This window comes from Nonomuraea maritima, assembly GCF_900100395.1.
In the GTDB taxonomy this organism is placed as follows: domain Bacteria; phylum Actinomycetota; class Actinomycetes; order Streptosporangiales; family Streptosporangiaceae; genus Nonomuraea; species Nonomuraea maritima.
The window spans coordinates 75,937-96,474 of sequence record NZ_FNFB01000027.1 but is presented as its reverse complement, the minus strand read 5'-3'; the positions used below and the strand labels follow the sequence as shown (position 1 = coordinate 96,474).

The 20,538-nt window shown below is 73.2% G+C and carries 20 protein-coding genes and 1 riboswitch; all 20 genes read right to left on the bottom strand.

The window, feature by feature from the left end; all coding sequences use genetic code 11:
• A partial coding sequence (locus BLR04_RS31030) for an XdhC family protein (RefSeq protein ID WP_090771960.1) occupies window positions 1-806 on the bottom strand: 806 nt, incomplete at its 3' end.
• Window positions 799-1,875, bottom strand: coding sequence for a vWA domain-containing protein (locus BLR04_RS31025; protein ID WP_090771958.1), 1,077 nt, complete (start codon window positions 1,873-1,875; stop codon window positions 799-801). The genes BLR04_RS31025 and BLR04_RS31030, both read right to left, overlap by 8 nt.
• Window positions 1,868-2,758 carry an AAA family ATPase gene (locus tag BLR04_RS31020; protein WP_245740739.1) on the bottom strand — a complete coding sequence of 297 codons (891 nt, stop codon included), beginning with the start codon at window positions 2,756-2,758 and terminating at the stop codon, window positions 1,868-1,870. The genes BLR04_RS31025 and BLR04_RS31020 overlap by 8 nt, the downstream gene beginning before the upstream one ends.
• Window positions 2,759-2,797: 39 nt before the next feature.
• The gene (locus BLR04_RS31015; protein ID WP_245740737.1) at window positions 2,798-3,217 is read right to left on the bottom strand and encodes a PH domain-containing protein; all 420 of its coding nucleotides are present in this window, start codon (window positions 3,215-3,217) and stop codon (window positions 2,798-2,800) included.
• Window positions 3,218-3,269: 52 nt separating this feature from the next.
• On the bottom strand, window positions 3,270-3,737 hold the full coding sequence (ribH, locus tag BLR04_RS31010) for a 6,7-dimethyl-8-ribityllumazine synthase (protein WP_090771954.1): 468 nt from the start codon (window positions 3,735-3,737) through the stop codon (window positions 3,270-3,272).
• The gene (locus BLR04_RS31005) at window positions 3,734-4,951 is read right to left on the bottom strand and encodes a bifunctional 3,4-dihydroxy-2-butanone-4-phosphate synthase/GTP cyclohydrolase II (protein ID WP_090771952.1); all 1,218 of its coding nucleotides are present in this window, start codon (window positions 4,949-4,951) and stop codon (window positions 3,734-3,736) included. The genes ribH and BLR04_RS31005 overlap by 4 nt, the downstream gene beginning before the upstream one ends.
• A complete protein-coding gene (locus BLR04_RS31000; protein ID WP_090771950.1) occupies window positions 4,948-5,610 on the bottom strand; it encodes a nicotinamide mononucleotide transporter family protein in 663 nt (220 codons plus the stop codon). Before BLR04_RS31000 ends, BLR04_RS31005 begins: the two co-directional genes overlap by 4 nt.
• Window positions 5,607-6,197 (bottom strand): riboflavin synthase, encoded by a 591-nt coding sequence (locus BLR04_RS30995; RefSeq protein ID WP_090771948.1) that lies wholly within the window; start codon window positions 6,195-6,197, stop codon window positions 5,607-5,609. Before BLR04_RS30995 ends, BLR04_RS31000 begins: the two co-directional genes overlap by 4 nt.
• Entirely contained in the window at window positions 6,197-7,309 is a 1,113-nt protein-coding gene (ribD, locus tag BLR04_RS30990) for a bifunctional diaminohydroxyphosphoribosylaminopyrimidine deaminase/5-amino-6-(5-phosphoribosylamino)uracil reductase RibD (protein WP_245740735.1), read from the bottom strand. The genes BLR04_RS30995 and ribD overlap by 1 nt, the downstream gene beginning before the upstream one ends.
• Window positions 7,310-7,411: 102 nt before the next feature.
• Window positions 7,412-7,542, bottom strand: a riboswitch (FMN riboswitch).
• An 86-nt stretch (window positions 7,543-7,628) separates the two neighbouring features.
• Window positions 7,629-8,438 carry an oxygenase MpaB family protein gene (locus tag BLR04_RS30985; protein WP_090771944.1) on the bottom strand — a complete coding sequence of 270 codons (810 nt, stop codon included), beginning with the start codon at window positions 8,436-8,438 and terminating at the stop codon, window positions 7,629-7,631.
• Between the two features lie 34 nt (window positions 8,439-8,472).
• A complete protein-coding gene (rpe, locus tag BLR04_RS30980; RefSeq protein WP_090771942.1) occupies window positions 8,473-9,135 on the bottom strand; it encodes a ribulose-phosphate 3-epimerase in 663 nt (220 codons plus the stop codon).
• Between the two features lie 82 nt (window positions 9,136-9,217).
• Window positions 9,218-10,822, bottom strand: coding sequence for an RsmB/NOP family class I SAM-dependent RNA methyltransferase (locus tag BLR04_RS30975; protein WP_425413463.1), 1,605 nt, complete (start codon window positions 10,820-10,822; stop codon window positions 9,218-9,220).
• On the bottom strand, window positions 10,819-11,745 hold the full coding sequence (gene fmt / locus BLR04_RS30970; RefSeq protein WP_090771940.1) for a methionyl-tRNA formyltransferase: 927 nt from the start codon (window positions 11,743-11,745) through the stop codon (window positions 10,819-10,821). The genes BLR04_RS30975 and fmt overlap by 4 nt, the downstream gene beginning before the upstream one ends.
• Before the next feature lie 4 nt (window positions 11,746-11,749).
• Entirely contained in the window at window positions 11,750-12,298 is a 549-nt protein-coding gene (def, locus tag BLR04_RS30965) for a peptide deformylase (protein WP_090771939.1), read from the bottom strand.
• Between the two features lie 62 nt (window positions 12,299-12,360).
• A complete protein-coding gene (locus tag BLR04_RS30960; protein ID WP_090771937.1) occupies window positions 12,361-13,707 on the bottom strand; it encodes a hypothetical protein in 1,347 nt (448 codons plus the stop codon).
• Window positions 13,708-13,744: 37 nt separating this feature from the next.
• Complete coding sequence (locus tag BLR04_RS30955; RefSeq protein ID WP_090771935.1) at window positions 13,745-15,214, bottom strand: hypothetical protein; 1,470 nt, start codon at window positions 15,212-15,214, stop codon at window positions 13,745-13,747.
• 49 nt (window positions 15,215-15,263) lie between these two features.
• Window positions 15,264-17,411 (bottom strand): primosomal protein N', encoded by a 2,148-nt coding sequence (locus BLR04_RS30950; protein ID WP_090771934.1) that lies wholly within the window; start codon window positions 17,409-17,411, stop codon window positions 15,264-15,266.
• Window positions 17,412-17,545: 134 nt separating this feature from the next.
• Window positions 17,546-18,733, bottom strand: a complete 1,188-nt coding sequence (metK, locus tag BLR04_RS30945) for a methionine adenosyltransferase (protein ID WP_090771932.1) — start codon at window positions 18,731-18,733, stop codon at window positions 17,546-17,548.
• Between the two features lie 128 nt (window positions 18,734-18,861).
• Entirely contained in the window at window positions 18,862-19,224 is a 363-nt protein-coding gene (locus BLR04_RS30940) for a hypothetical protein (protein ID WP_090771930.1), read from the bottom strand.
• Between the two features lie 107 nt (window positions 19,225-19,331).
• Window positions 19,332-20,534 (bottom strand): bifunctional phosphopantothenoylcysteine decarboxylase/phosphopantothenate--cysteine ligase CoaBC, encoded by a 1,203-nt coding sequence (gene coaBC / locus BLR04_RS30935; protein ID WP_090771928.1) that lies wholly within the window; start codon window positions 20,532-20,534, stop codon window positions 19,332-19,334.
• Window positions 20,535-20,538: the final 4 nt, after the last annotated feature.

Sequence of the window (20,538 nt, the reverse complement as noted above, 5' to 3'; positions counted from 1 at the left end):
TGGGTCAGCACGCAGATCACCGTGCGCTCGTCCACCTCGACCGAGGCCAGGTAGTCGTGCGGCCACCTCACCACCACCTCGTCGGCCTCGGGGAACCGCCGGGCCGTCGCGAAGATCGGCCGCGCGTCGCACACCGTGACGTGATAACCCAGGAACTTGCCCACCCTGGCCACCGCCGCGGCGAAGTCGATCGCCCCGAACACCAGCATCCGCGGCGGCGGCGCGAACGCCTGCACGAACACCGCCAGATCGTCCAACCGCCGCTCCCCCTGCGGCCCGTAACGCCGCAACCCCGTCACGCCCTGCGCCAGCATGCCGCGGGCGTCGTCGTCCACGGCGTCGTCCAGCCGAGCCAGGCCCAGCGTCCCGGCCGAACGATCCGGCCAGACGACCCGACGCGCCCCGATCCGCCCCGGACCCGACACCACCGTCGCCACCGCCACCGGCTCGCGCGCCTCCACCGACGCGGCCACCTCGCCCAGCTCGGGGAACGTCTCCGCCGACACCGGCTCCACGAAGACGTCGATGATGCCGCCGCAGGTCAGACCCACGGCGAAGGCGTCGTCGTCGCTGACGCCGTACCGCTGCAGCACCGGCTCGCCGGTCTCGCCGACGTCGGTGGCGAGCTCGAACACCGCGCCCTCGACGCAACCGCCCGAGACGCTGCCGACCACCTCCTTGCCGCGCACCGCCATCGACGCCCCCGGCGGACGCGGCGCGCTGCTCCACGTGCCCACCACCGTCGCCAGCCCGAAACCGGCGCCCGAGCGCCACCACCGCGTGATCTCCGGCAGCACGTCACGCATGCGCGAGCCTTTCGCTGAGTTCCTCGTACGCGGCCAGGCTGTGCCCGGCCACCAGGTCGTCGACATAGGGCAGAGCCGCCCGCATGCCGCCGGTGAGCGGCTGGTAGTCCGCGTAGCCCTTGTGCGGGTTGACCCAGATCACCCGGTACGCCTGCCGGGAGAGCCGGGCCATCTGCGTCCCCAGCAGCTCGGGGTCGCCCCGCTCCCACCCGTCGGAGGCGATCACCACGATCGCGCCACGCGCGTGGTGGCGGGTGAGGAACTCCCGCAGCTCCTCGCCCAGCCTGGTGCCGCCGCTCCAGTCGGGGACGGCCTTGGACACCTCGTTCAGGGCGGTGCCGGGGTCGCGGTGGCGCAGTTCGGCGGTGACCGGCGTGAGCCGGGTGCCTACCGAGAAGACGCGGGTGGTCCTGGGCTCGCTCCTGACCAGCGCGTGCGCGAAGCGGAGCAGCGTCTCGGCGTACGGGGCCATGGAGCCGCTGATGTCCACGAACAGCACGACCCCGCGCGGGCGCGTGGTGTGCCTGCGGCGGCGCAGCCGGGCCACGTCGCCCTTCCTGAGCGCCTCGCGGATGGTCCGGCGCCGGTCGAGGACGCCGCGATGGGCGCTTTCGAACCGCCGCGAGCGCCGCAGCGGCCGGCCACCGCGCAGCATGGCCAGCATCCGGTGCACCTCGTCGCGCTCGGCGTCGGTCATCCGGGCCACGTCGCGGTGGCGCAGCACCTCGATGCTGCTCGCCGTCGCGGGCGCCGCCGTGCCGTCGTCGCCGCCCGGTTCGCCCGCGCCCTCGCGCGCGGCCAGGTGCCGGGTGACGCTCGTGGTGGCCGTCCGCACCTGCCTGGCCTTCATCCCGCCGAAGTACGCGGCGAAGCAGCGGTCGTAGCGGGGCAGGTCGGCGGGCGTGGCGCACAACGTCAGCCGCCCCGCCCAGTAGACCTCGTCCCGGTCGGTCACGTCGAGGTGGTCGAGGGCCTTGAGCAGGTTCTGGGTGCGTTCGTGGTCGGCTCCGACTCCCGCGGCCCGCAGCGTCCTGGCGAACCCGGTCATCGTCGCCACCAGCTCATCCATGGCCGAGCAACCCGTTGCCGAGGACCGCGGCGACGTCCTCGCGGTACTTCAGCGCCGCCCCCAGCGTGGCCGCCGCCAGGCCGGGGTCGAGCTCCGTGGCGCCGAGCGTCAGCAGCGCCTCCGTCCAGTCGAGCGTCTCGGCGACGCCGGGCGGCTTGACCAGGCCTGCGTGCCGGAGCCGTTCGGCTGCCCGCGCCACCTGCGTGGCGAGCGTCTCGGTGCAGCCGGGCAGGCGGCGCAGCAGGATGGCCACCTCCCGGTCGAAGATCGGATGTTCCAGCCAGTGGTAGAGGCAGCGCCGCTTGAGCGCGTCGTGCACCTCGCGCGTGCGGTTGGAGGTGACCACGACGACCGGCGGCGTCGCGGCGCGGACGGTGCCGAGTTCGGGGATGGAGATGGTGAAGTCGGACAGCACCTCGAGCAGGAACGCCTCGAACTCGTCGTCGGCGCGGTCGATCTCGTCCACGAGCAGCACGCTCGGCTGCGTCTCGACCGCCTTCAGCAGGGGCCGGGCGATGAGGAACCGCCGGTCGTAGATCTCGCCCTCCAGCCGGCCCACGTCGGTGACGCCGGCGGCCTCAGCGGCCTTGAGGTGGAGCAGCTGCCGGGCGAAGTCCCAGTCGTAGAGCGCCTGGGCGGCGTCCAGCCCCTCGTAGCACTGCAGCCGGATGAGCGGCGCATCCAGCAGCGCGGCGAGGGCCTTGGCCAGCTCGGTCTTGCCGACCCCCGCCTCCCCTTCGAGGAACAGCGGACGCCCCATCCGCAGGGCCAGGAAGGCGGCCGTCGCCAGCCCCTCGTCGGCGAGATAGGCCTGCCGGTCGAGCAGCTCGACGAGCTTCGCAGGCGACTCGATGTCTGTTGCCCTTATTGTCCGCCCCAGCACCCCTTCAGGCTACGACGCCGTTCCGTTCAAGAACAGAACTCAGTCATCACGCGCCTCGCCACGCTCGCGGATGAGCGCCTCCAGTTCGGCGGTGGCCTGGCGGGCGCGGGCCTTCTCCGAGCCCTGGATGCCCATCGCCCCGATGGTGCGCCCGTCGGAGAGGTCGATGCGCGGCCAAGGGTCGCCCACCAGGAGCGTCACCTCGATGACCTCCGGCCAGCTGTAGCGGTGGGTGCGGACGGCGTTGACGAGGGTGATGCCCTCCTCGTCGGCCTCCACCCGCACCCGGCCCAGCAGATGCAGCACGAACGCCACCGCGCACCCGAACGCCACGATCGCCAGCCGGTCGGGCAGCTGGAACGGCGAGGCGATGAAGATCGCCATCACCACCGCCCCCGCGACGATCAGCGCGGCGGAGCTGTAGGCGACGATCCGCCCCCTGCGGGGTCGCCAGGTCACGGGCAAGGACGGGGGCTGCACGGGCTCTGACACGAGGGAAACCTACCGCAGCTCAGCGGAGGTCTCTCAGGAGGAGTGCCGTCTCCAGCGCAGCGATGGTGGATTCGTACCCCTTGTCCTCTTTGCTGCCGGGCACGCCGGACCTGTCGACCGCCTGCTCAAGGGTGTTGCACGTGAGCACGCCGTTGCCGACCGGTGTCTCCTCGTCGAGGGAGACCCGCGTCAGCCCCGTGGTCACCGCGTCGCAGACGTAGTCGAAGTGCGCGGTGTCGCCGCGGATCACCACGCCGAGCCCCACCACCGCGTCGCAGCGGCGGGCCAGCGCCTGGGCGACCACCGGGATCTCCATCGAGCCCGCCACCCTTACGACCGTCGCCGTGGCGCCGCTGTCGTCGCACGCCTGCACCGCCCGCGACACCAGCTGATCGGTGATCTTGGCGTGCCAGCTGGCCGCCACGATCCCCACCGTCAGCCCCGCCGCGTCCGGGACCGTCAGGCCCGGACGTCCTTCCCCGCTCATGACGCCTCCACGATCTTGTGGCCGAGCCGGTCGCGCTTGGCCGTGAGGTACCGCTCGTTGTAGGGGTTCATCGCCACCGGCATCGGCTCGCGACCGAGGACCTTGATGCCGTAGCCGTCCATGCCCTTGAGCTTGGCCGGGTTGTTGGTGAGCAGCCGCACCGACCGCACGCCGAGGTCGGCCAGCATCTGACCCGCGTTGGAGAACTCGCGCGCGTCGATCGGCAGCCCCAGCTCGACGTTGGCGTCGACGGTGTCGCTGCCGTTGTCCTGAAGGCTGTAGGCCTTGAGCTTGGCGAGCAGGCCGATCCCCCGGCCCTCGTGGCCGCGCAGGTAGACGATCACGCCCGCGCCCTCGCGCGCGATGGCCGCCATGGCGTTGTCCAGCTGCACGCCGCAGTCGCAGCGCAGCGAGCCGAACACGTCGCCCGTCAGGCATTCGGAATGGGCTCTGACCAGGATGTTCTCGCCGTCGCCCAGGTCGCCGAAGACGAGCGCCACGTGCTCGCCGCCGTCGACCGCGCTCGCGTACCCATAGGCCCGCCACATGCCGTACGCGTTGGGCAGCCGCGTCTCGGCCACCCTGGTCACCATGCTCTCGGCCCGCCTGCGGTAGTCGACGAGCTGCTCGATGGAGATCAGGGCGAGGTCGTTGGCGTCGGCGAAGCGCCGCAGCTCCGGCAGCCGGGCCATCGTGCCGTCGTCGTTGACCACCTCGGCCAGCGCCCCGGCGGGCGACAGCCCGGCGAGCCTGGCCAGGTCGACGGCCGCCTCGGTGTGGCCGCGCCGGGCCAGCACGCCGCCCTCCCGGTAGCGCAGCGGGAACACGTGGCCGGGCCGTACCAGCTCGTCGGGCTCGGTGGCGGAGTCGGCGAGCGTGCGGATGGTCTTCGCCCGGTCGGCCGCCGAGATGCCGGTGGTGACGCCGTCGCGGGCGTCCACGGTGATCGTGTACGCCGTGCGCATGCGCTCCTTGTTGTGCACGACCATGAGCGGCAGCCCGAGCCGGTCGAGCTCCTTGCCGTCCATGGCCACGCAGATCATGCCGCTGGTGTGCCGGATCGTGAACGAGCACAGCTCAGGCGTCGCCCTGGCCGCCGCGAAGATGAGGTCGCCCTCGTTCTCGCGGTGCTCGTCGTCGACGACCACCACGGGCTTGCCGTTGCGGATGTCCTCGATGGCCCGCTCGACCGGGTCGAACGTGATGTCTGTCATTGCGCCACCGCCACAGCGGTCGGGGCGGCCGAACGGAACTCGCGCAGCCATTTCACGAACCCGATCACCACCAGAACGAAGAAGATTCCGTACACGGCCCCGGAGACCACCAGCCCCGAGGAGAACGCGAGCGGCACACCGACGAGGTCGACGGCCACCCACACCACCCAGAAGTCGACGAGCGCCCGGCCCTGGGCCCAGGTGGCCAGGGCGCTGCCGACGAAGATGTAGGCGTCGGCCGCCACCAGGAACCCGCCCTCCGGCAGCGGCACCTGCGCGCCCCACGACAGCCCGGTGACGTAGAACAGCAGCCCGACCAGGGCGGTGCCCACCAGCAGGCCGCCGATCACCAGCGACCGCTCCCGCCAGGTGGCCGGCCGGATGTCGAGCCGGCCGCCGCCCTGCTTGCCGCGCCGCCACGCCCACCACCCGTAGACCGCGAGGCCCGCGAACAGCGCCTGCTTGAGCGCGTTGCCGGTGATGTGCGCGTTGACGGACGCCACGAACAGCAGCACAGAACCGGCGAACTGCACCGGCCACGTCCAGATCGACATGCGCATGGCCAGCACGACCGTGGACAGGGCGGCGATGTTGCCGATCAGGTCGGTCCAGAGCACGTGCGTGCCGAACACCTCGAATCCGGCCTCGACCCAGCTCATGACCGGGACACCAGCCTCTCCACGTACTTCGCGATCACGTCGACCTCCAGGTTCACCACGTCACCCACCTGGCGCTCGCCCATGGTGGTGAGCTTCAGCGTGGTCGGGATGAGGCTCACGCCGAAGCTGTCGTCGTCAACCGTCGTGACCGTCAGGCTGATTCCGTCGACGGCGATCGAGCCCTTCTCGGCGACGTAGCCGGCGAGCGTCTCGGGCAGCGAGAAGCGCAGGTTGTCCCAGTTGTCGCCGGGCTCGCGCGACAGCAGGACGGCGGTGCCGTCGACGTGCCCCTGCACGATGTGGCCGCCCAGGCGCTGGTCAGCCCGTACGGCCCGCTCGAGGTTCACCGCCGAGCCCTCCGTCAGCCCGCCGAGTGAGCTGCGGTCGAGCGACTCCTTCATCACGTCGACGGTGAACACGTCGTCGTCGACCGTCACGACCGTGAGGCACACTCCGTTGACGGCGATCGAGTCGCCGTGCTTGGCGTCGGAGGTGACGACCGGGCCGCGCACCGAGAGCCGGGCGCCTCCGCCCTGCCGTTCGATGGCCACCACATCGCCCTTTTCCTCAATGATTCCGGTGAACATCACTTCTCCCTGTCGGAGTCGGGGGTGAACCGGGCGACCAGCCGGACGTCCGGCCCCACGGGTGAGATGTCGTCGAAGGTCAGGCGGTGGAGCTCGCTGATGGTGCACACCCCGGCCGCGCCCAGCGCGGCGGGGCCGGAGCCGAGCAGCGCGGGCGCGAGGTAGGCGACCACGCGGTCGACCAGGCCCTGCGCCACGAACGCGCCCGCCAGCGTCGGACCGCCCTCCAGGAAGACGCTGACCACGCCGCGCGCGGCCAGCTCGCGCAGCAGGGCGCGCAGGTCGAGGCCGCCGTCGTGGCGCGGCAGGCGCAGCAGGTCGGCCTTGAGCTCGGTGCCGGTGTCGGCGGCCACCGCGACGAGCGTCGGCGCGGCGTCGTCGAGGACGCGCGCGGTCTGCGGCGTCCGCGCCTCGGAGTCGACCACGACCCGCAACGGCACGCGCTCCACGCTGGTTCTCTCCGCGTGGGGCCGCTCCGGCCGGGCGGTGAGGTGGGGGTCGTCGGCGAGGACCGTGCCGATGCCGGCCATGATGACGTCGGCGGCGGCGCGCAGCCGGTGCACGTCGGCCCTGGCCTCGGGCGAGGTGATCCACTTGCTGGTGCCGTCCTCGGCGGCCGACCTGCCGTCGAGCGTGGCGGCGAACTTCCAGGTCACGTGGGGGCGGCCGAGCCGGACGAGGGTGAGCCACTCCTCGTTGACCCGCTCGGCCTCCTCGGCCAGCACCCCGGACAGCACCTCGACGCCGTGGGCGCGCAGCCGCTCGGCGCCTCCCGCGGCCTGGGGGTTGGGGTCGGACACTGCCACCACCACGCGGGCCACCCCCGCGTCCAGCAGCGCCAGGCTGCACGGCGCCGTACGGCCGGTGTGGTCACAGGGTTCGAGCGTGACGTACGCCGTGCCGCCCCTGGCCCGCTCGCCCGCCTGCGCCAGGGCGACGACCTCGGCGTGCGGGCCTCCCGCGTACGCGTGGAAGCCCTCACCCACCACCTGGCCGCCGGCGTCGAGCACGACGCAGCCCACGACGGGGTTGGGGCTGGTGGTGCCATGGCCGAGACGGGCCAGCTCGACGGCGCGCGCCATGTGGGCGGCGTGCTGCGCCGGAATCTCCACCGGGTCTCCTACCTGCCAGTAGCTCCAAGCCATGGCGGGCCCCGGGGGATCATCGTGATGCGAATGCACCACGTCAAGCGTCCGGCTGAGACGCCGGACACCGCGCGCGCTTCCTCCCATCCGGACTTTAACCGTCGGTCCCGGAATTTCACCGAGTCAACCGGCCGATGGCATCGGCCGGGTCGCGGACTGTCACCGCCGGTTCGGACTTTCACCGACCCCGGAGCACGCTAGCTCTTTCGGCTTCCAGTGTGCCATGCCGCCGTATGAGCATGCGACGGGGTCTCCTTTGCCCTCAGCTGAACCCCGCGCCGGCCCTTCAGGCAGCCATGATGCGCTGCGCGCGCCGGGCGTCGGGGCTGTAGCGGATCTGGCCGGGAAGCAGGCCGAGCCCCGTGTGCAGAGTGCGCAGCGTCGCCGTGGCCCACAGGTCGCCGACTGGCGTGGCGGGCAGGCCGTACAGCTTGCGCGCCCAGCGCGGCAGCGTCGCGAAGGCCAGCAACGTCAGCGCGGGCATCGCGGGCCGCAGCGGCGTCAGCTTGAGCGGCAACGGCGCGTTCAGCGACAGCAGCAGCGGATGGGACGCCTCGGGCACGAAGCGCAGCCCCGGCCGCTGCTCGTCGATGTAGTCGCGCAGCTCCGCCACCGAACCGGGGACGTCGTCCGCCGCCAGCCCCACGACCTCGGCCGCCCGCCGCCACTCGGCGACGAACGCGTCGGCCTCCTCGTCCGACAGCCGCACCCCGGCGCGCCGGGCCACCGACAGGTAGGAGTCGACCTCGCCCGCGTGCACCCACAGCAGCGCGTCGGGCTCGTCGAGCCGGTACGTGGTGCGGGTGTCGGGGTCGTACGCGGTGAGCGAGGCGTGGATCCGGCGGACCCGCCGGCCCGCCCGCTCGACCTCGTCGGTGGTGCCGTACGTACGCACCCGGACGAACTCGGTGGTACGGACGAACCGCGCCCAGGCCTCACGGGGGTCGAGGAGCGCGGAGTTCTGCAGGACCCCGCGCATCGCACGCGGGTGCAGGCCTTGCATGAGGAGCGCCCGGATGCCTCCCACCAGCAGGATCGGCTCGCCCATCACCCGCCAGGTCACCGACCGGGGCCCGAAGATCCCATCGTCGCCCATAATTGGACAATTACCCGCCGACGGCGGGCTCATGTCAAGAGGCGGCGCGTTCGGCCGCGGCGCGCAGGGCGTCGATGGCGGCCTTCGGGTCGGAGGCGCCGTACACCGCGCTGCCGGCCACGAACACGTCGGCGCCGGCCTCGGCGCAACGCTCGATGGTTCCGGCGTCGACCCCGCCGTCGACCTGCAGCCACACGTTTCCGCCGTGGCGGGTCACGAGCTCGCGGGCCCGCCGGAGCTTCGGCAGCACCACGTCGAGGAACTTCTGGCCGCCGAAGCCCGGCTCGACGGTCATCAGCAGCAGCATGTCGATCTCGCCCAGCAGGTCGGCGTACGGCTCGACGGGGGTGGCCGGGTTGAGTGCGAGGCCTGCCCTGGCGCCGAGCCAGCGGATCTCGCGCAGCGTGCGGACCGGGGCCTTGGCCGCCTCGGCGTGAATGGTCACGCTGCCCGCCCCCGCCTCGGCGTACTGCGGCGCCCACCGGTCGGGGTCGGAGATCATGAGGTGGCAGTCGAGAGGCGTCTCGGTCGCCTTGCGCAGTGCCTCCACCACGGGCAGCCCGAGCGTCAGGTTGGGCACGAAGTGGTAGTCCATGACGTCGACGTGCAGCCAGTCGGCGTTGGGCACGGCGGCGGCCTCGTCGGCGAGCCTGGCGAAGTCGGCGGCGAGGATGCTGGGCGAGATCTGTACAGCCATGATGACCTCAGTCTAGTGAACGCCCGGCCCACGCCGTCGTCCCCCGCGCCTACGCGGGAGACGCGGGGGGCAGGAAGCGGCGTCAGGCGCGTTTGCGCAGCAGGGACAGGAACATGGCGTCGGTGCCGTGGCGGTGGGGCCAGAACTGGACGTGCGGGCCGTCGCCGAGGCCGTCGACGCCGGGCAGGTAGAGCCGGGCGTCGAGCTGCTCGACGTCGTCCCGGCGCGCCAGCACGTCGCCGATCACCACCCGGGTCTCGGCCAGGTGCGGCGAGCAGGTGACGTACGCCACCACGCCGCCCGGCCGCACCGCGTCGAGGGCGGTGCCGAGCAGGCGGCGCTGCAGCCTGCCGAGGTCGGCGATGCCCGCCGGGTCGCGCCGCCAGCGGGCCTCGGGCCGCCGCCGCAGCGCGCCGAGGCCGGTGCAGGGCGCGTCGAGCATCACCCGGTCGAACGATTCCGGCCGCCACACGGGCTCGGTGCCGTCGGCGGTGATCACGCTCGCGTCGCGGGTGGTCTCCCACACCAGCCGCGCCCGGTGGTACTGGACGTCGGCCGCGAGCAGCCGCGCCCCACCGGCGAACGCCGTGGACCCTCCGTCCGCCTGGCCGGCGAGGTCACCGTGGGTGGCGATCGCGTCGAGGAGCCCCGCCTTACCGCCCGGACCCGCGCACATGTCGAGCCACTTCTCGCCGTCACCACCGTTGCCGACCGGCACCCGGGTGAGGGCGAGCGCCACCAGCTGGCTGCCCTCGTCCTGGACGGCGGCGCGTGTCTCGGCCACGGCGTCGATCTGCCCGGGGTCGCCCTCGCGCAGGTAGGCGGCGTACGGCGAGTAGCGTCCCGGCATGGCGCCGGCCGCTTCCAGCTCCGCCACGGAGCTGCGCCCTGGACGCGCCACCAGGGTCACCAGGGGCCGCGCGTTGTCGGCCTCCAGCAGTGCGGGCAGCTCATCGGACGAGCCCAGCGCGTCGCGGAAGGCCGAGACGATCCAGCGCGGATGCCCGTGGGTGACGGCGAGGTGGCCCACCGGGTCGTCGGCCGGGTCGGGCGCGACGATGGGCAGCCACTCCTCCAGCGTCCTGGAGCCGATCTTGCGGAGCACCGCGTTGACGAACTTGGCCGCGCCGGGGCCGATCCGCAGGCGTACGAGGTCGACGGTGGTGCCGACGGCCGCGTGCGGCGGGACGCGCATGCGCAGCAGCTGGTGGGCGCCGAGCCGCAGCGCGTCGCGCACGTCGGGGTCGGGCTCGCGGTCGCCGCACACGTCGATGATGGCGTCGTACGTGCCGAGCCCGCGCAGCGTGCCGTAGGCGAGCTCGGTGGCCAGCGCGGCGTCACGCCCCCGGATGCCCCGGTCGCGCAGGAGCCGCGGCATCAGCAGGTTGGCGTACGCGTCGCGCTCGTCGACGGCGCGCAGCACATCGAACGCCGCGTTACGGGCCACGTCACGCGCCGGCCTCCCGGCCCGCCGCTGACCACCACCCTGCGACCGCCGCCCCCGATCGTCGCCGCCGCCCTCGGACCGCCGCGCCCGATCGTCTCCGCCGCTCTGGGAGCGCCGCGTCCGATCGTCGCCGCCGCCCTGGGACCTGCGGGGCCGCTCCCCCTGGGCGCGCCGCTCGCTGTTCCCGTTCTCGTTCGCCCGGAACGGCCGGGCGCCGCCCTCGCGGAACGGCCGCGTCACGCGAAGACCTCGTCACCCTCGGGACGGACGCCACGGGCCCACTCGCCCGCGCCCATCAGCCGCTTGCCCTGCGGCTGCACCTCGCCCAGCTCGACCGCGTCGGTGGCCGTGCCGACCAGCACCGTCGTCTTCGTGGCGGAGATCTCGCCCGCCGCGAGCCGCTTGCCCGCGACCACCCGGACCGGGCCCACCTTCACCCGCTGGCCGCGGAACTCGGTCCAGGCGCCGGGGTTGGGCGCGCAGGCCCGGACGAGCCGGTCGATGTGCATGGCGGGCTTGGTCCAGTCGATCCGGGCGTCATCGACGCTGATCTTGGGAGCGATGGTCACGCCGTCCGCGGGCTGCGGCCGGGCCTCGAGGGCGCCGTCCTCGACGCCGTCGAGCGTGGCCGCGAGCAGCCCGGCCCCGGAGACCGAGAGCCGTTCCAGCAGCGTGCCGCTCGTGTCGTCGGCGCGGACCTCCTCGGTCACGACGCCGTAGACGGGCCCCGCGTCGAGCTCCTTCACGATCTGGAACGTGGTCGCGCCCGTGATCTCGTCGCCGTGCAGGATCGCGTGCTGCACGGGAGCGGCCCCCCGCCAGGCGGGCAGGATCGAGAAGTGCAGGTTGATCCAGCCGTGCCGGGGCACGTCGAGGGCCGACTGCGGCAGCAGCGCGCCGTACGCGACCACCGGGCAGCAGTCGGGCTCAAGCTCGCGCAGCCGGTCGAGGAAGGCGGGGTCGCCGGCCTTCTGGGGACGCAGCACCTCGATGCCCGCCTCCTCGGCGAGCGCGGCCACCGGCGAGGGGTGGACCTTGCGCCCCCGGCCCGACTGGGCGTCGGGGCGGGTGACGACGGCCACCACCTCGTGGCGGGGCGAGTCGATCAGGGTGCGCAGCGACGGCAGCGCCGTCTCGGGCGTGCCCGCGAAGACCAGACGCATGCTGTCAGATCGCCTTTCCGCCGGTCGCGTGGGGCGAGGCCTTGATCACGGGGGCGGACAGGCCGCTCCACTCGGCCTCGCGCACGGCCTTCATGGCGAGCTTGCGCTGCTTGGGGTCGAGGCGGTCGATGAACAGGATGCCCTCGAGGTGGTCGGTCTCGTGCTGGAAGCAGCGCGCCATCAGGTCGGTGCCCTCCAGCACGACCGGCTCGCCGTGCATGTTGAAGCCCTTGGCCACGGCCCGCACCGCGCGCGGGGTCGGGAAGGCCAGGCCGGGGAACGACAGGCAGCCCTCCTCGCCCTCCTCGTCGATCTCGGACGACAGGTCGAGGTCGGGGTTGATGAGGTGGCCGAGCTGCTCGTCGACGTAGTAGGTGAACACCCGCAGCCCGACGCCGATCTGCGGAGCGGCGAGACCGGCGCCCGGGGCGTCCATCATCGTGTCGGTGAGGTCTTTGACCAGCTTGCGGAGCTCCTTGTCGAAGTCGACGACCGGGGCCGCCGGGGTGCGCAGCACCGGATCTCCGAACAACCGGATCGGCTGGATCGCCAAGGGGTTCATCTCCGTTCGTCGAGCATGGATCAGCCGCCCAGTTTAGTGCAGGTATGGGCCTCTCACCGGCGCGTGCCCGGCGCACCCGCGTGGGCCAGCGTGCGGGCCTTCATCGCGGCCTTACGCGCCGCCTTCGCCACGATCGGGTCGTCGTGGGTGGTGCCGAGCATGTCGAGGACGGCGATCGTGTCGGGGTGGCCGACCGCGGGCATCTCACCGACCAGCCGGATCAGGTCTTCGCGGGGCTCGGGTGTGTCGAACCGCCCGGCCGCGGGCCCCGACATGTGCATGAGCGCCGCCAGGGTGTCGACCGCGATCCAGGTGTGGTCGGCCGGGCCGAGCGTCGGCGCCTCGAGGTCGCGGATGTGCAGCCAGGACGCGGCGTAACGGCGCATCAGCGGATGGTCGAGAGCCTTGCGGACCGGCGCCTCGGCCTCGGGCCCCAGCTCCTCGAGGATCGCGCCGACGGCGCCACGCCGGCCGGCCGTGCCCGTGGCGGCGATCGCGATGAGTTCTTCGGCGGCCGACTCGGGCGAGCGGCGTTCCAGCCACCCGGCGACGGCGCTCTGCGTGGCCGCCCCGCTCACCAGGGCCTCGACCAGCTCGGCCGCCGACAGGTCGGCGAACACCTCGACCTCGGCGGTGGTCGGCGCGTCGTGGCCCTCGCGCAGCAGGTCGCGGCGGACGGCCCACACACCCAGCGGGGTGAGCGCGATGCGCCCGGCCACCGTCTGCTCGACCAGCCCGCAGTACGTCAGCAGCGACAGCGCCTCCAGCAGCTCGGCCGGCAGCGCGGCGGCCAGCCTGCGCATCTCGGCCGCGCCGGGCGCGCAGGCCACCTCGTGGGACTGCAGGATGCCGCGGGCGAGGTTGGCCGTCGCGACGCCGGAGCGCACGGAGTAGATCGTGGCCAGCATCTCGGCGAGGTGGCCGTCGACCACGGCCGAGCCGGTCAGGCCTTCGTCGGCGCGGTCGAGCACGTCCATGACGACGCCGTCCCAGAACTCGAGCGTCGCCTCGACGGTCAGCTGCATCGACAGCGGCCCGCGGGAGGCGCGTCCGCCGAGGATCTGCAGCAGGCCGGAGTTGACGGCGACGATCCAGATCAGCCGCAGGCGCGGGGCGGGCACCCCGAGCGCGGCGGCCGCGGCCGCCGCGTCGGACTCGGACAGGTGCCCGTCGGGGCCGACCTCGCGGGTGCCGGTCCAGGTGGCGAGCCTGATCGCGTCGGCCACGAGCGGCACCTGCGGCACCGCCCCGGCCAGCTCGGCGTCAGGAGCCGGCAGGACCGGCGGGAACGTCAGCGCCTCACGGTCGACACGAGGCTCCTGCGGGGGCCGCGGCGGCACGACGGCCTGCTCATCGATCAGCTTGCGCAGCTCGGCGAGGTCGAAGACGTTGTTTGCCACCTAGGAAACCTACTGCACAGCGGTCACAGGAATGTACCTAACGGATGGCCCGGGAACGGGCCTTGAACGCCGCCTTGCGCGCGGCCTTGGCGACCGTGCGGTCGGGCAGCGAGCGTCCGAGGAGTTCGAGAACATCGACCACGTCGGGGTGGTCGACCCGCCACATCTCCTCGATCACGTGGGCGGGCGGCCCGGAGGCCGCCATGTTCTCGGCGAAGTTCTCCGGGTCCTCCTCGGCCGCGGGCAGGGCCAGGGCGAGCATGTCGACGCTGACCCAGAGGAGCTCGTCCTGGGTGAGCGGCGGTGCGGGCAGGCCCCGCGCGCCCAGCCAGTGGATCACGTGCGGACGGAGCTCGTCGTCGCCGAGGCGGTCACGGACCTGCGCCTCGGCCTCGGGGCCGAGGCGGTCGACGATGGTGATGGCGATGCCGCGGGCCACCGCGGGCGCGCCGGAGGCGGCGGCGAGCAGCTCGGCGGCGGCCTCGCCGGGGTCACGGCCGGTCAGCCAGCGGCTGATGTCGGCCTCCGCCAGCTCGGTCGGGACGCCTTCGAGCAGGCCCTCGATGAGCCCGAGCGCGTCGGCCTCGGCGAGGTCGGGGGCGCGCGGGGCGTCGACGCCGAGCGACAGGTAGTGCTCGCGCAACGCCCAGAGGGCGAGCGGGGTGAGCCCGGCGGTCTCGCCGTCGACGTGGATCATGCCGCACCACGCCAGCCGGTCGAGCACCACGGGCAGATCGACGGGGGTCTCGTCGGAGATCTCCGCGAAGTGGTCGCCGATCACGCTCATGGGCACCCGCACCTGGAGGCGGTAGAGCATGTCGAACAGGTCGTAGAGGCCCTCGTCGAGCTCGGCGGACCCGGTGACCGCGCCGCCGGTGTCGTGGTCGAGCAGGCGGGCGACGCGCCGCGCCCATGCCTCGAGCGGGTCGCCGTCGTCGTCCAGGGGCTCCGCGGCCAGCATGGGGACGCCCGGCAGCTCCGCGCGCAGCTCGTCCGGCTCGGCCAGCCGTACGGCGGGCAGGGGCGTGCAGCCCGGGCAGTCGCAGGGCGCCTCGCCCAGGTCGGGCAGCTCACCGGCGGGGATGGAGACGTCCTGTTCGAGCGACTCGGGGCCGATCGAGCTGAACAGGCTCTTGGCCATGCCGAAGTTGGCCGGGTCGGCGAGGGCCTCGACCATGCGCGGCTCGATGTCGTCGAGCCGTTCATGCATGCGGGCGACGCTCGGGGCGCTCGCCCGGCCGGACTCGCCCAGGTAGTCGACGAACGTGCGGGCGGCGGCGATGGTCTCGGGGGCGCTCTCGGGCGGCGCGATGACCTTGCGCGGGTAGATCGACAGCAGCAGTTCGTCGAAGGTCTCCGGGGTGAAGTCGCCCAGTTCGTCGACGCCCAGGTAGTCGCTGGCGTAGTCGCAGAGCAGGCGGACCTCGTCCGCGTCCACGTCGACGTCCCGCGTACGCCCCCAAGCACGCAGGTCGTCGATGGCTTGGTTCACCCATTCGATCGACACAGTGGCACGCTAACGGCTGGCCATCGGATGAGCGAATCGGGGAAACGGTCTAAATCAGGTCGAGCGGGTCGACACTCACCCTCACGACATCAGGCGTCTTCCGTGCCGCACGCACCCCGCTGGCCCCTTTGAGCGCGGCGGAGAGTGCCGCGCCGCCCGATCGGTGCACGCGGATCATCGCCCGCTCCTGCCCGGCGTCGTCGACCGGGACGGGACCGAGCACCTCGGCGTCGGGCGGCAGGCGTACCTCGTCGAGCATCTGCCGGACAGCGGCGGCCGCGCCCGTGAGCGTCGCCATCCGCACGGCGGGCGGGAACCCCAGCTCGGCGCGGTCGCCCAGCTCGCGCTCGGCGTGGCCGACCGGGTCCCACCTGACCAGCGCCTGTACGGCGGGCAGCGCGGCGTCGCCGAGCACCACCAGCTCGGCCGCGGGACGCAGCAGCGCGGCGGCGTTCATCCACCGCCGCACCGCCTCCTCGGCCGCCCGCAGGTCGGCCCTGCCGAGCAGCGCCCAGCCGTCGAGCAGCACGGCCGCCGCGTAACCGTCGGCCGCCGATGGCTCGGCCCCCGGCGTGGCGACGACCAGGGCGCGGGCGTCGGAGACGGACGCGAGGACGCCGTCGCGGCCCGACGTGCGCACCGGGACGGACGGGAAGGCCCTGCCGAGCTCCTCCGCGGTGCGCCGGGCGCCGGTGACCACGGCGCGCATCCGGGGGCTGCCGCAGGACGGGCAGCGCCAGGCCGCGGCGACCCGGCCGCACCAGCGGCAGTAGGGGGCCGCGTGACCGGCCCTGAGCGCGAGGGGGCCGTGGCACTGCGGTCCGCCCTCGCCGTGCGGCTCGGGGGACCACGCCGGCTCGCCGGCCCGGTCCCGGCTCTCGCCGCCCAGCGGGATCGCGCCCGCCATGACGGCGTCCGGCGCGCTCCTGGTCGGCGGCAGGACGCAGCGGGCGGGCGCGCGGCAGTGGCGGCAGGCAAGCGCGGGCAGGTAGCCGCGCCGCGGCACCTGCACGAGCACCGGGCCGCGCTCCAGCCCGTGGCGCAGCGCCCGCCAGGCCAGGCTGGGCAGGCGCGCCTGCCGGGCAGCCTGGTCCTTGGCGAGTTCGGCGTCCTCACCGGCGGGCCGCACGCGCGGGGCGAGGCTCCTGATCGTGGTACGGGCGGCCACGATCGGCCTGGCCCAGCCGGTCGCGACCAGCTGGGTGGCCTCGGCCGTGCGCGCGTAGCCGCCGATCAGCATCGCCGCGCCCGCCCGGTGTGCGCGCAGCCCGAGCACCTCGCGGGCGTGCGGGTACGGGGCCAGCCGCTCGGCGTGCAGGTCGTCGCCGTCGTCCCAGATGGCCACCAGGCCGAGCTCGGCGACGGGGGCGAACATCGCCGTACGGGTGCCGACCACCGCGCGTACCTGGCCTCTCAGCACCTTCAGCCATCGCCGGTACCGTTCGGCCGGGCCCAGGTCGGCGGTGAGCGCCACGTGTTCGCCGGGGCCGAGGACCCGGGCGAAGGCGGCGTCCGCGAGCGCGACGTCCTTGCCGTCGGGCACCACGACGACCGCTCCCCTGCCGCCGTCGAGCGTGGCCCGCACCGCCTCGGCCAGTTCCGCCGCCCATCCCCTGGCGCCGGGCAGCGCCGACCACACGGCCCTCGGCGCCCGCCCGCCGCGCAGCGCGTCGAGGAACGACCGCCCGGCCGGGTAGGCGTCCCACGCGCCCGGCCCGTCCTGCGCGGGCCTCTCGGACGGCTCGGGGTCGGCGGACGGCTCGGCCTCGGCCTTGGCGTGACGCGGCGGGACGGCGAGGCGCAGCACGTCGGCGAGAGTGCCCGCGTAGCGGTCGGCGACCGCCCGCGCCAGCCCGGCGATCTCGAGGGTGAGCACCGGTTCGGGCGACACGACGCGTTCGAGCGGGGTCAGCTTGCCCTCGTGCTCGGTGTCGGCGGCCCGCTCCAGCAGGAAGCCGTCGACGAGCTTGCCCGCGAACCGCACCCGGACGCGTACGCCGGGCACGGCCGTCTCGTGCAGCGCGGCGGGCACGAGGTAGTCGAAGAGGCGGTCGAGGTGCGGGAGCGGGCTGTCGACCGCGATCCTCGCCACGGGCCGCTCGGGCGCGGGCACCGGAGCCCCCCTGCCGTCCTTCGCCGACGCCGGGGGCCGCACGGCTTCGAGCGGCAGGAGAGCGTCGTCGGAGGAGTGGGTCACGCATAACGTCTACCAGACCCGGCCACCCGCGAGACCGCCCACGCCGCACCCGACGGTGCGGACCGCAGGAACGCCACTGACCGGTGCCGCGTCAACGACGCGGCACCGGTCAGCCGATGATCAGTTGCCGGTGATCAGATGCCGGCGGCCGTACGCAGGGCCTCGGCGCGGTCGGTCGACTCCCAGGAGAAGCCGTCGCGGCCGAAGTGGCCGTAGGCGGCGGTCTCGGAGTAGATCGGGCGCAGCAGGTCGAGGTCGCGGATGATGGCGGCCGGACGCAGGTCGAACACCTGCAGCACGACCTCCTGGATCTTCTCCACCGGCAGCTTCTCGGTGCCGAAGCACTCCACGAACAGGCCCACCGGCTGCGCCTTGCCGATCGCGTACGCGACCTGGACCTCGCAGCGGTCGGCGAGGCCGGCGGCCACGACGTTCTTGGCGACCCAGCGCATGGCGTAGGCGGCCGAGCGGTCGACCTTGGACGGGTCCTTGCCCGAGAAGGCGCCGCCGCCGTGGCGGGCCATGCCGCCGTAGGTGTCGATGATGATCTTGCGGCCGGTGAGGCCGGCGTCGCCCATGGGGCCGCCGATCTCGAAGCGCCCGGTCGGGTTGACCAGCAGGCGGTAGCCCTCGGTGTCGAGGTCGAGGTCGGCGAGCACGGGGTCGACCACGTGCTCCTTGATGTCGGGCGTCAGCATCTCGACGAGGTCGATCTCCGACGCGTGCTGCGTGGAGACGACCACGGTGTCGAGCCTGATCGGCGTGTCGCCGTCGTACTCGATCGTCACCTGGGTCTTGCCGTCGGGCCGCAGGTAGGGGACCGTGCCGTTCTTGCGCACCTCGGACAGGCGCTGGGCGAGGCGGTGGGCGAGCGTGATCGGCAGCGGCATCAGCTCGGGCGTCTCGCGGCAGGCGTAGCCGAACATGAGGCCCTGGTCGCCGGCACCCTGGCGGTCGAGCTCGTCGCCGTCGCCGCCGATGCGGTGCTCGTAGGCGTCGTCGACGCCCTGGGCGATGTCGGGCGACTGCGCGCCGATGGACACCGACACACCGCACGAGGCGCCGTCGAAGCCCTTGTGGGAGGCGTCGTAACCGATCTCCAGGATCTTCTCCCGGATGACGCCGGGGATGTCGACGTAGGTCTCGGTCGTGACCTCGCCTGCGACGTGGACCTGGCCGGTGGTGATCAGCGTCTCGACGGCGACCCGGCTCCGCGGGTCGTCCTTGAGCATGGCGTCGAGAATCGCGTCACTGATCTGGTCGGCGATCTTGTCCGGGTGGCCTTCGGTGACCGACTCGGAGGTGAACAGGCGACGTGACAACTCAGTGGCTCCTCATGCAGCGGCTGCTGACGTATGCAAGGCCCGGGACGGATGGGCGTGCCCGGGCCTGGCCGAAGTCTAGCCCTACCGGGCGCCGGGTCGCGAAACCGTCCACCCCCTGTCTCCTATCACAGTTCGGGCAGCGGATCCGGTGGGAGCGTCTCCGGCGCGAAGATCTCCGCGTCGGCTGCGGCCACCACGGCGGCGTACTCCTCGTCGAACTCGAAAACGCGGGTCCCGAGTTCGATGACCGGGCCGTCGAGAATGGGGCCGAGCCGGGTGTGTCGCGGGAACTCCGCGGCGACCGACACGGGCCTGTCGCTGCGCAAGGTGCGGGTGGCCAGCACGGATATCGCCGTGGCGGTCACGACGACGAGGAAGTTGCCCGATCCCTCGGGCCCCGCCGAGAACGCGGGGAAGACGTAGTGGATCTCCTCCTGGCCGCCGAGGAGCGTCCGACAACGATCTCTGACAGCAGAACCGACCGGCATTCCATCCCCCTCTGCCCTAAGTATCCGCAGGCGTATGGGGATGTAGCAATAGGTGATCGAGTAACTAGTTATAAACGCATTGCATGCACTATGTGCGGCATGTCCGGTTAGGCGAGGCGCGTGGCCACGAGGTCCCACACGGTGTCGGCGAGGTCCTCCTTGGGCCCGAACGGCACCTCGACCGCGTCGCCGCCCGCGACGAGCACGGTGGCCGCGTTGTCGGGGGTGCCGAAGGCCAGCCCCTCACCCACCTGGTTGACCACCAGCAGGTCACAGCCCTTGCGGGCGAGCTTGGCCTGCCCGTTGGCGAGCACGTCGTCGGTCTCGGCCGCGAACCCGACGATCACCTCGGGCCCTCTCTCTGCGGCGCTCGCGCGGCGGCGGCGCTCGCCCAGCTCGGCGAGGATGTCGGGGTTCTTCGTCAGCCGGATGGGCTCGGGCTCGCCGTCGGTCTTCTTGATCTTGGAGTCGTGGCGTGTGGCGGGCCGGAAGTCGGCCACCGCGGCGGCCATGACCACCGCGTCCGCGTACGCCGACGCCTCGAGCACCGCCTCGCGCAGCTCGGCCGTCGACTCCACGCGCACGACCTTGGCCCCCGCGGGGTCGGGCAGCGCCACGTTGGCCGCCACGAGCGTCACCTCGGCGCCCCGGGCGACCGCCGTACGGGCGAGGGCGTAACCCTGCAGCCCCGAGGAGCGGTTGCCGATGTAGCGCACGGGGTCGATCGCCTCGCGGGTGCCGCCGGCGGAGACCACGACCTTGCGCCCGGCGAGGTCGCGCGGGCTGCCGCGCAGCACGCGCAGGCACACCTGGAAGATCTCGGCCGGGTCGGGCAGCCGCCCGGGGCCGGTGTCGGCGCCGGTGAGCCGCCCCACGGCGGGGTCGATGACGACGGCGCCGCGCTCGCGCAGCGTCGTGACGTTGGCCTGCGTCGCGGGGTGCTGCCACATCTCGGTGTGCATCGCGGGCGCGAACACGACCGGGCACGTCGCCGTGAGCAGCGTGTTGGTGAGCAGGTCACCGGCCAGCCCGTGAGCGGCCCTGGCCAGCACGTCGGCGGTCGCGGGAGCCACCACGACGAGGTCGGCGCCCTTCCCGATGCGGACGTGCGGCACTTCGTGAACGTCGTCCCAGACCTCGGCCGAGACGGGATTGCCCGACAGGGCGGCCCAGGTGGGCGCGCCCACGAACTTGAGGGCCTCGCGGGTCGGGACGACCCGCACCTCGTGCCCGCTCTCGGTGAACAGGCGCAGCAGCTCGCACGCCTTGTACGCGGCGATGCCGCCGCTGACGCCCAGGACGACCTTCATCGAA

What these genes read in the sequence shown, in the direction of transcription:
- BLR04_RS30940 (WP_090771930.1), bottom strand. Translation starts at nt 19,224, where the DNA reads ATGCCGGTCGGTTCTGCTGTCAGAGATCGTTGTCGGACGCTCCTCGGC.
- BLR04_RS31000 (WP_090771950.1), bottom strand. Translation starts at nt 5,610, where the DNA reads ATGAGCTGGGTCGAGGCCGGATTCGAGGTGTTCGGCACGCACGTGCTC.
- coaBC (WP_090771928.1), bottom strand. Translation starts at nt 20,534, where the DNA reads ATGAAGGTCGTCCTGGGCGTCAGCGGCGGCATCGCCGCGTACAAGGCG.
- BLR04_RS30985 (WP_090771944.1), bottom strand. Translation starts at nt 8,438, where the DNA reads ATGGGCGACGATGGGATCTTCGGGCCCCGGTCGGTGACCTGGCGGGTG.
- BLR04_RS30995 (WP_090771948.1), bottom strand. Translation starts at nt 6,197, where the DNA reads ATGTTCACCGGAATCATTGAGGAAAAGGGCGATGTGGTGGCCATCGAA.
- ribH (WP_090771954.1), bottom strand. Translation starts at nt 3,737, where the DNA reads ATGAGCGGGGAAGGACGTCCGGGCCTGACGGTCCCGGACGCGGCGGGG.
- BLR04_RS31005 (WP_090771952.1), bottom strand. Translation starts at nt 4,951, where the DNA reads ATGACAGACATCACGTTCGACCCGGTCGAGCGGGCCATCGAGGACATC.
- fmt (WP_090771940.1), bottom strand. Translation starts at nt 11,745, where the DNA reads ATGCGTCTGGTCTTCGCGGGCACGCCCGAGACGGCGCTGCCGTCGCTG.
- BLR04_RS31025 (WP_090771958.1), bottom strand. Translation starts at nt 1,875, where the DNA reads ATGGATGAGCTGGTGGCGACGATGACCGGGTTCGCCAGGACGCTGCGG.
- rpe (WP_090771942.1), bottom strand. Translation starts at nt 9,135, where the DNA reads ATGGCTGTACAGATCTCGCCCAGCATCCTCGCCGCCGACTTCGCCAGG.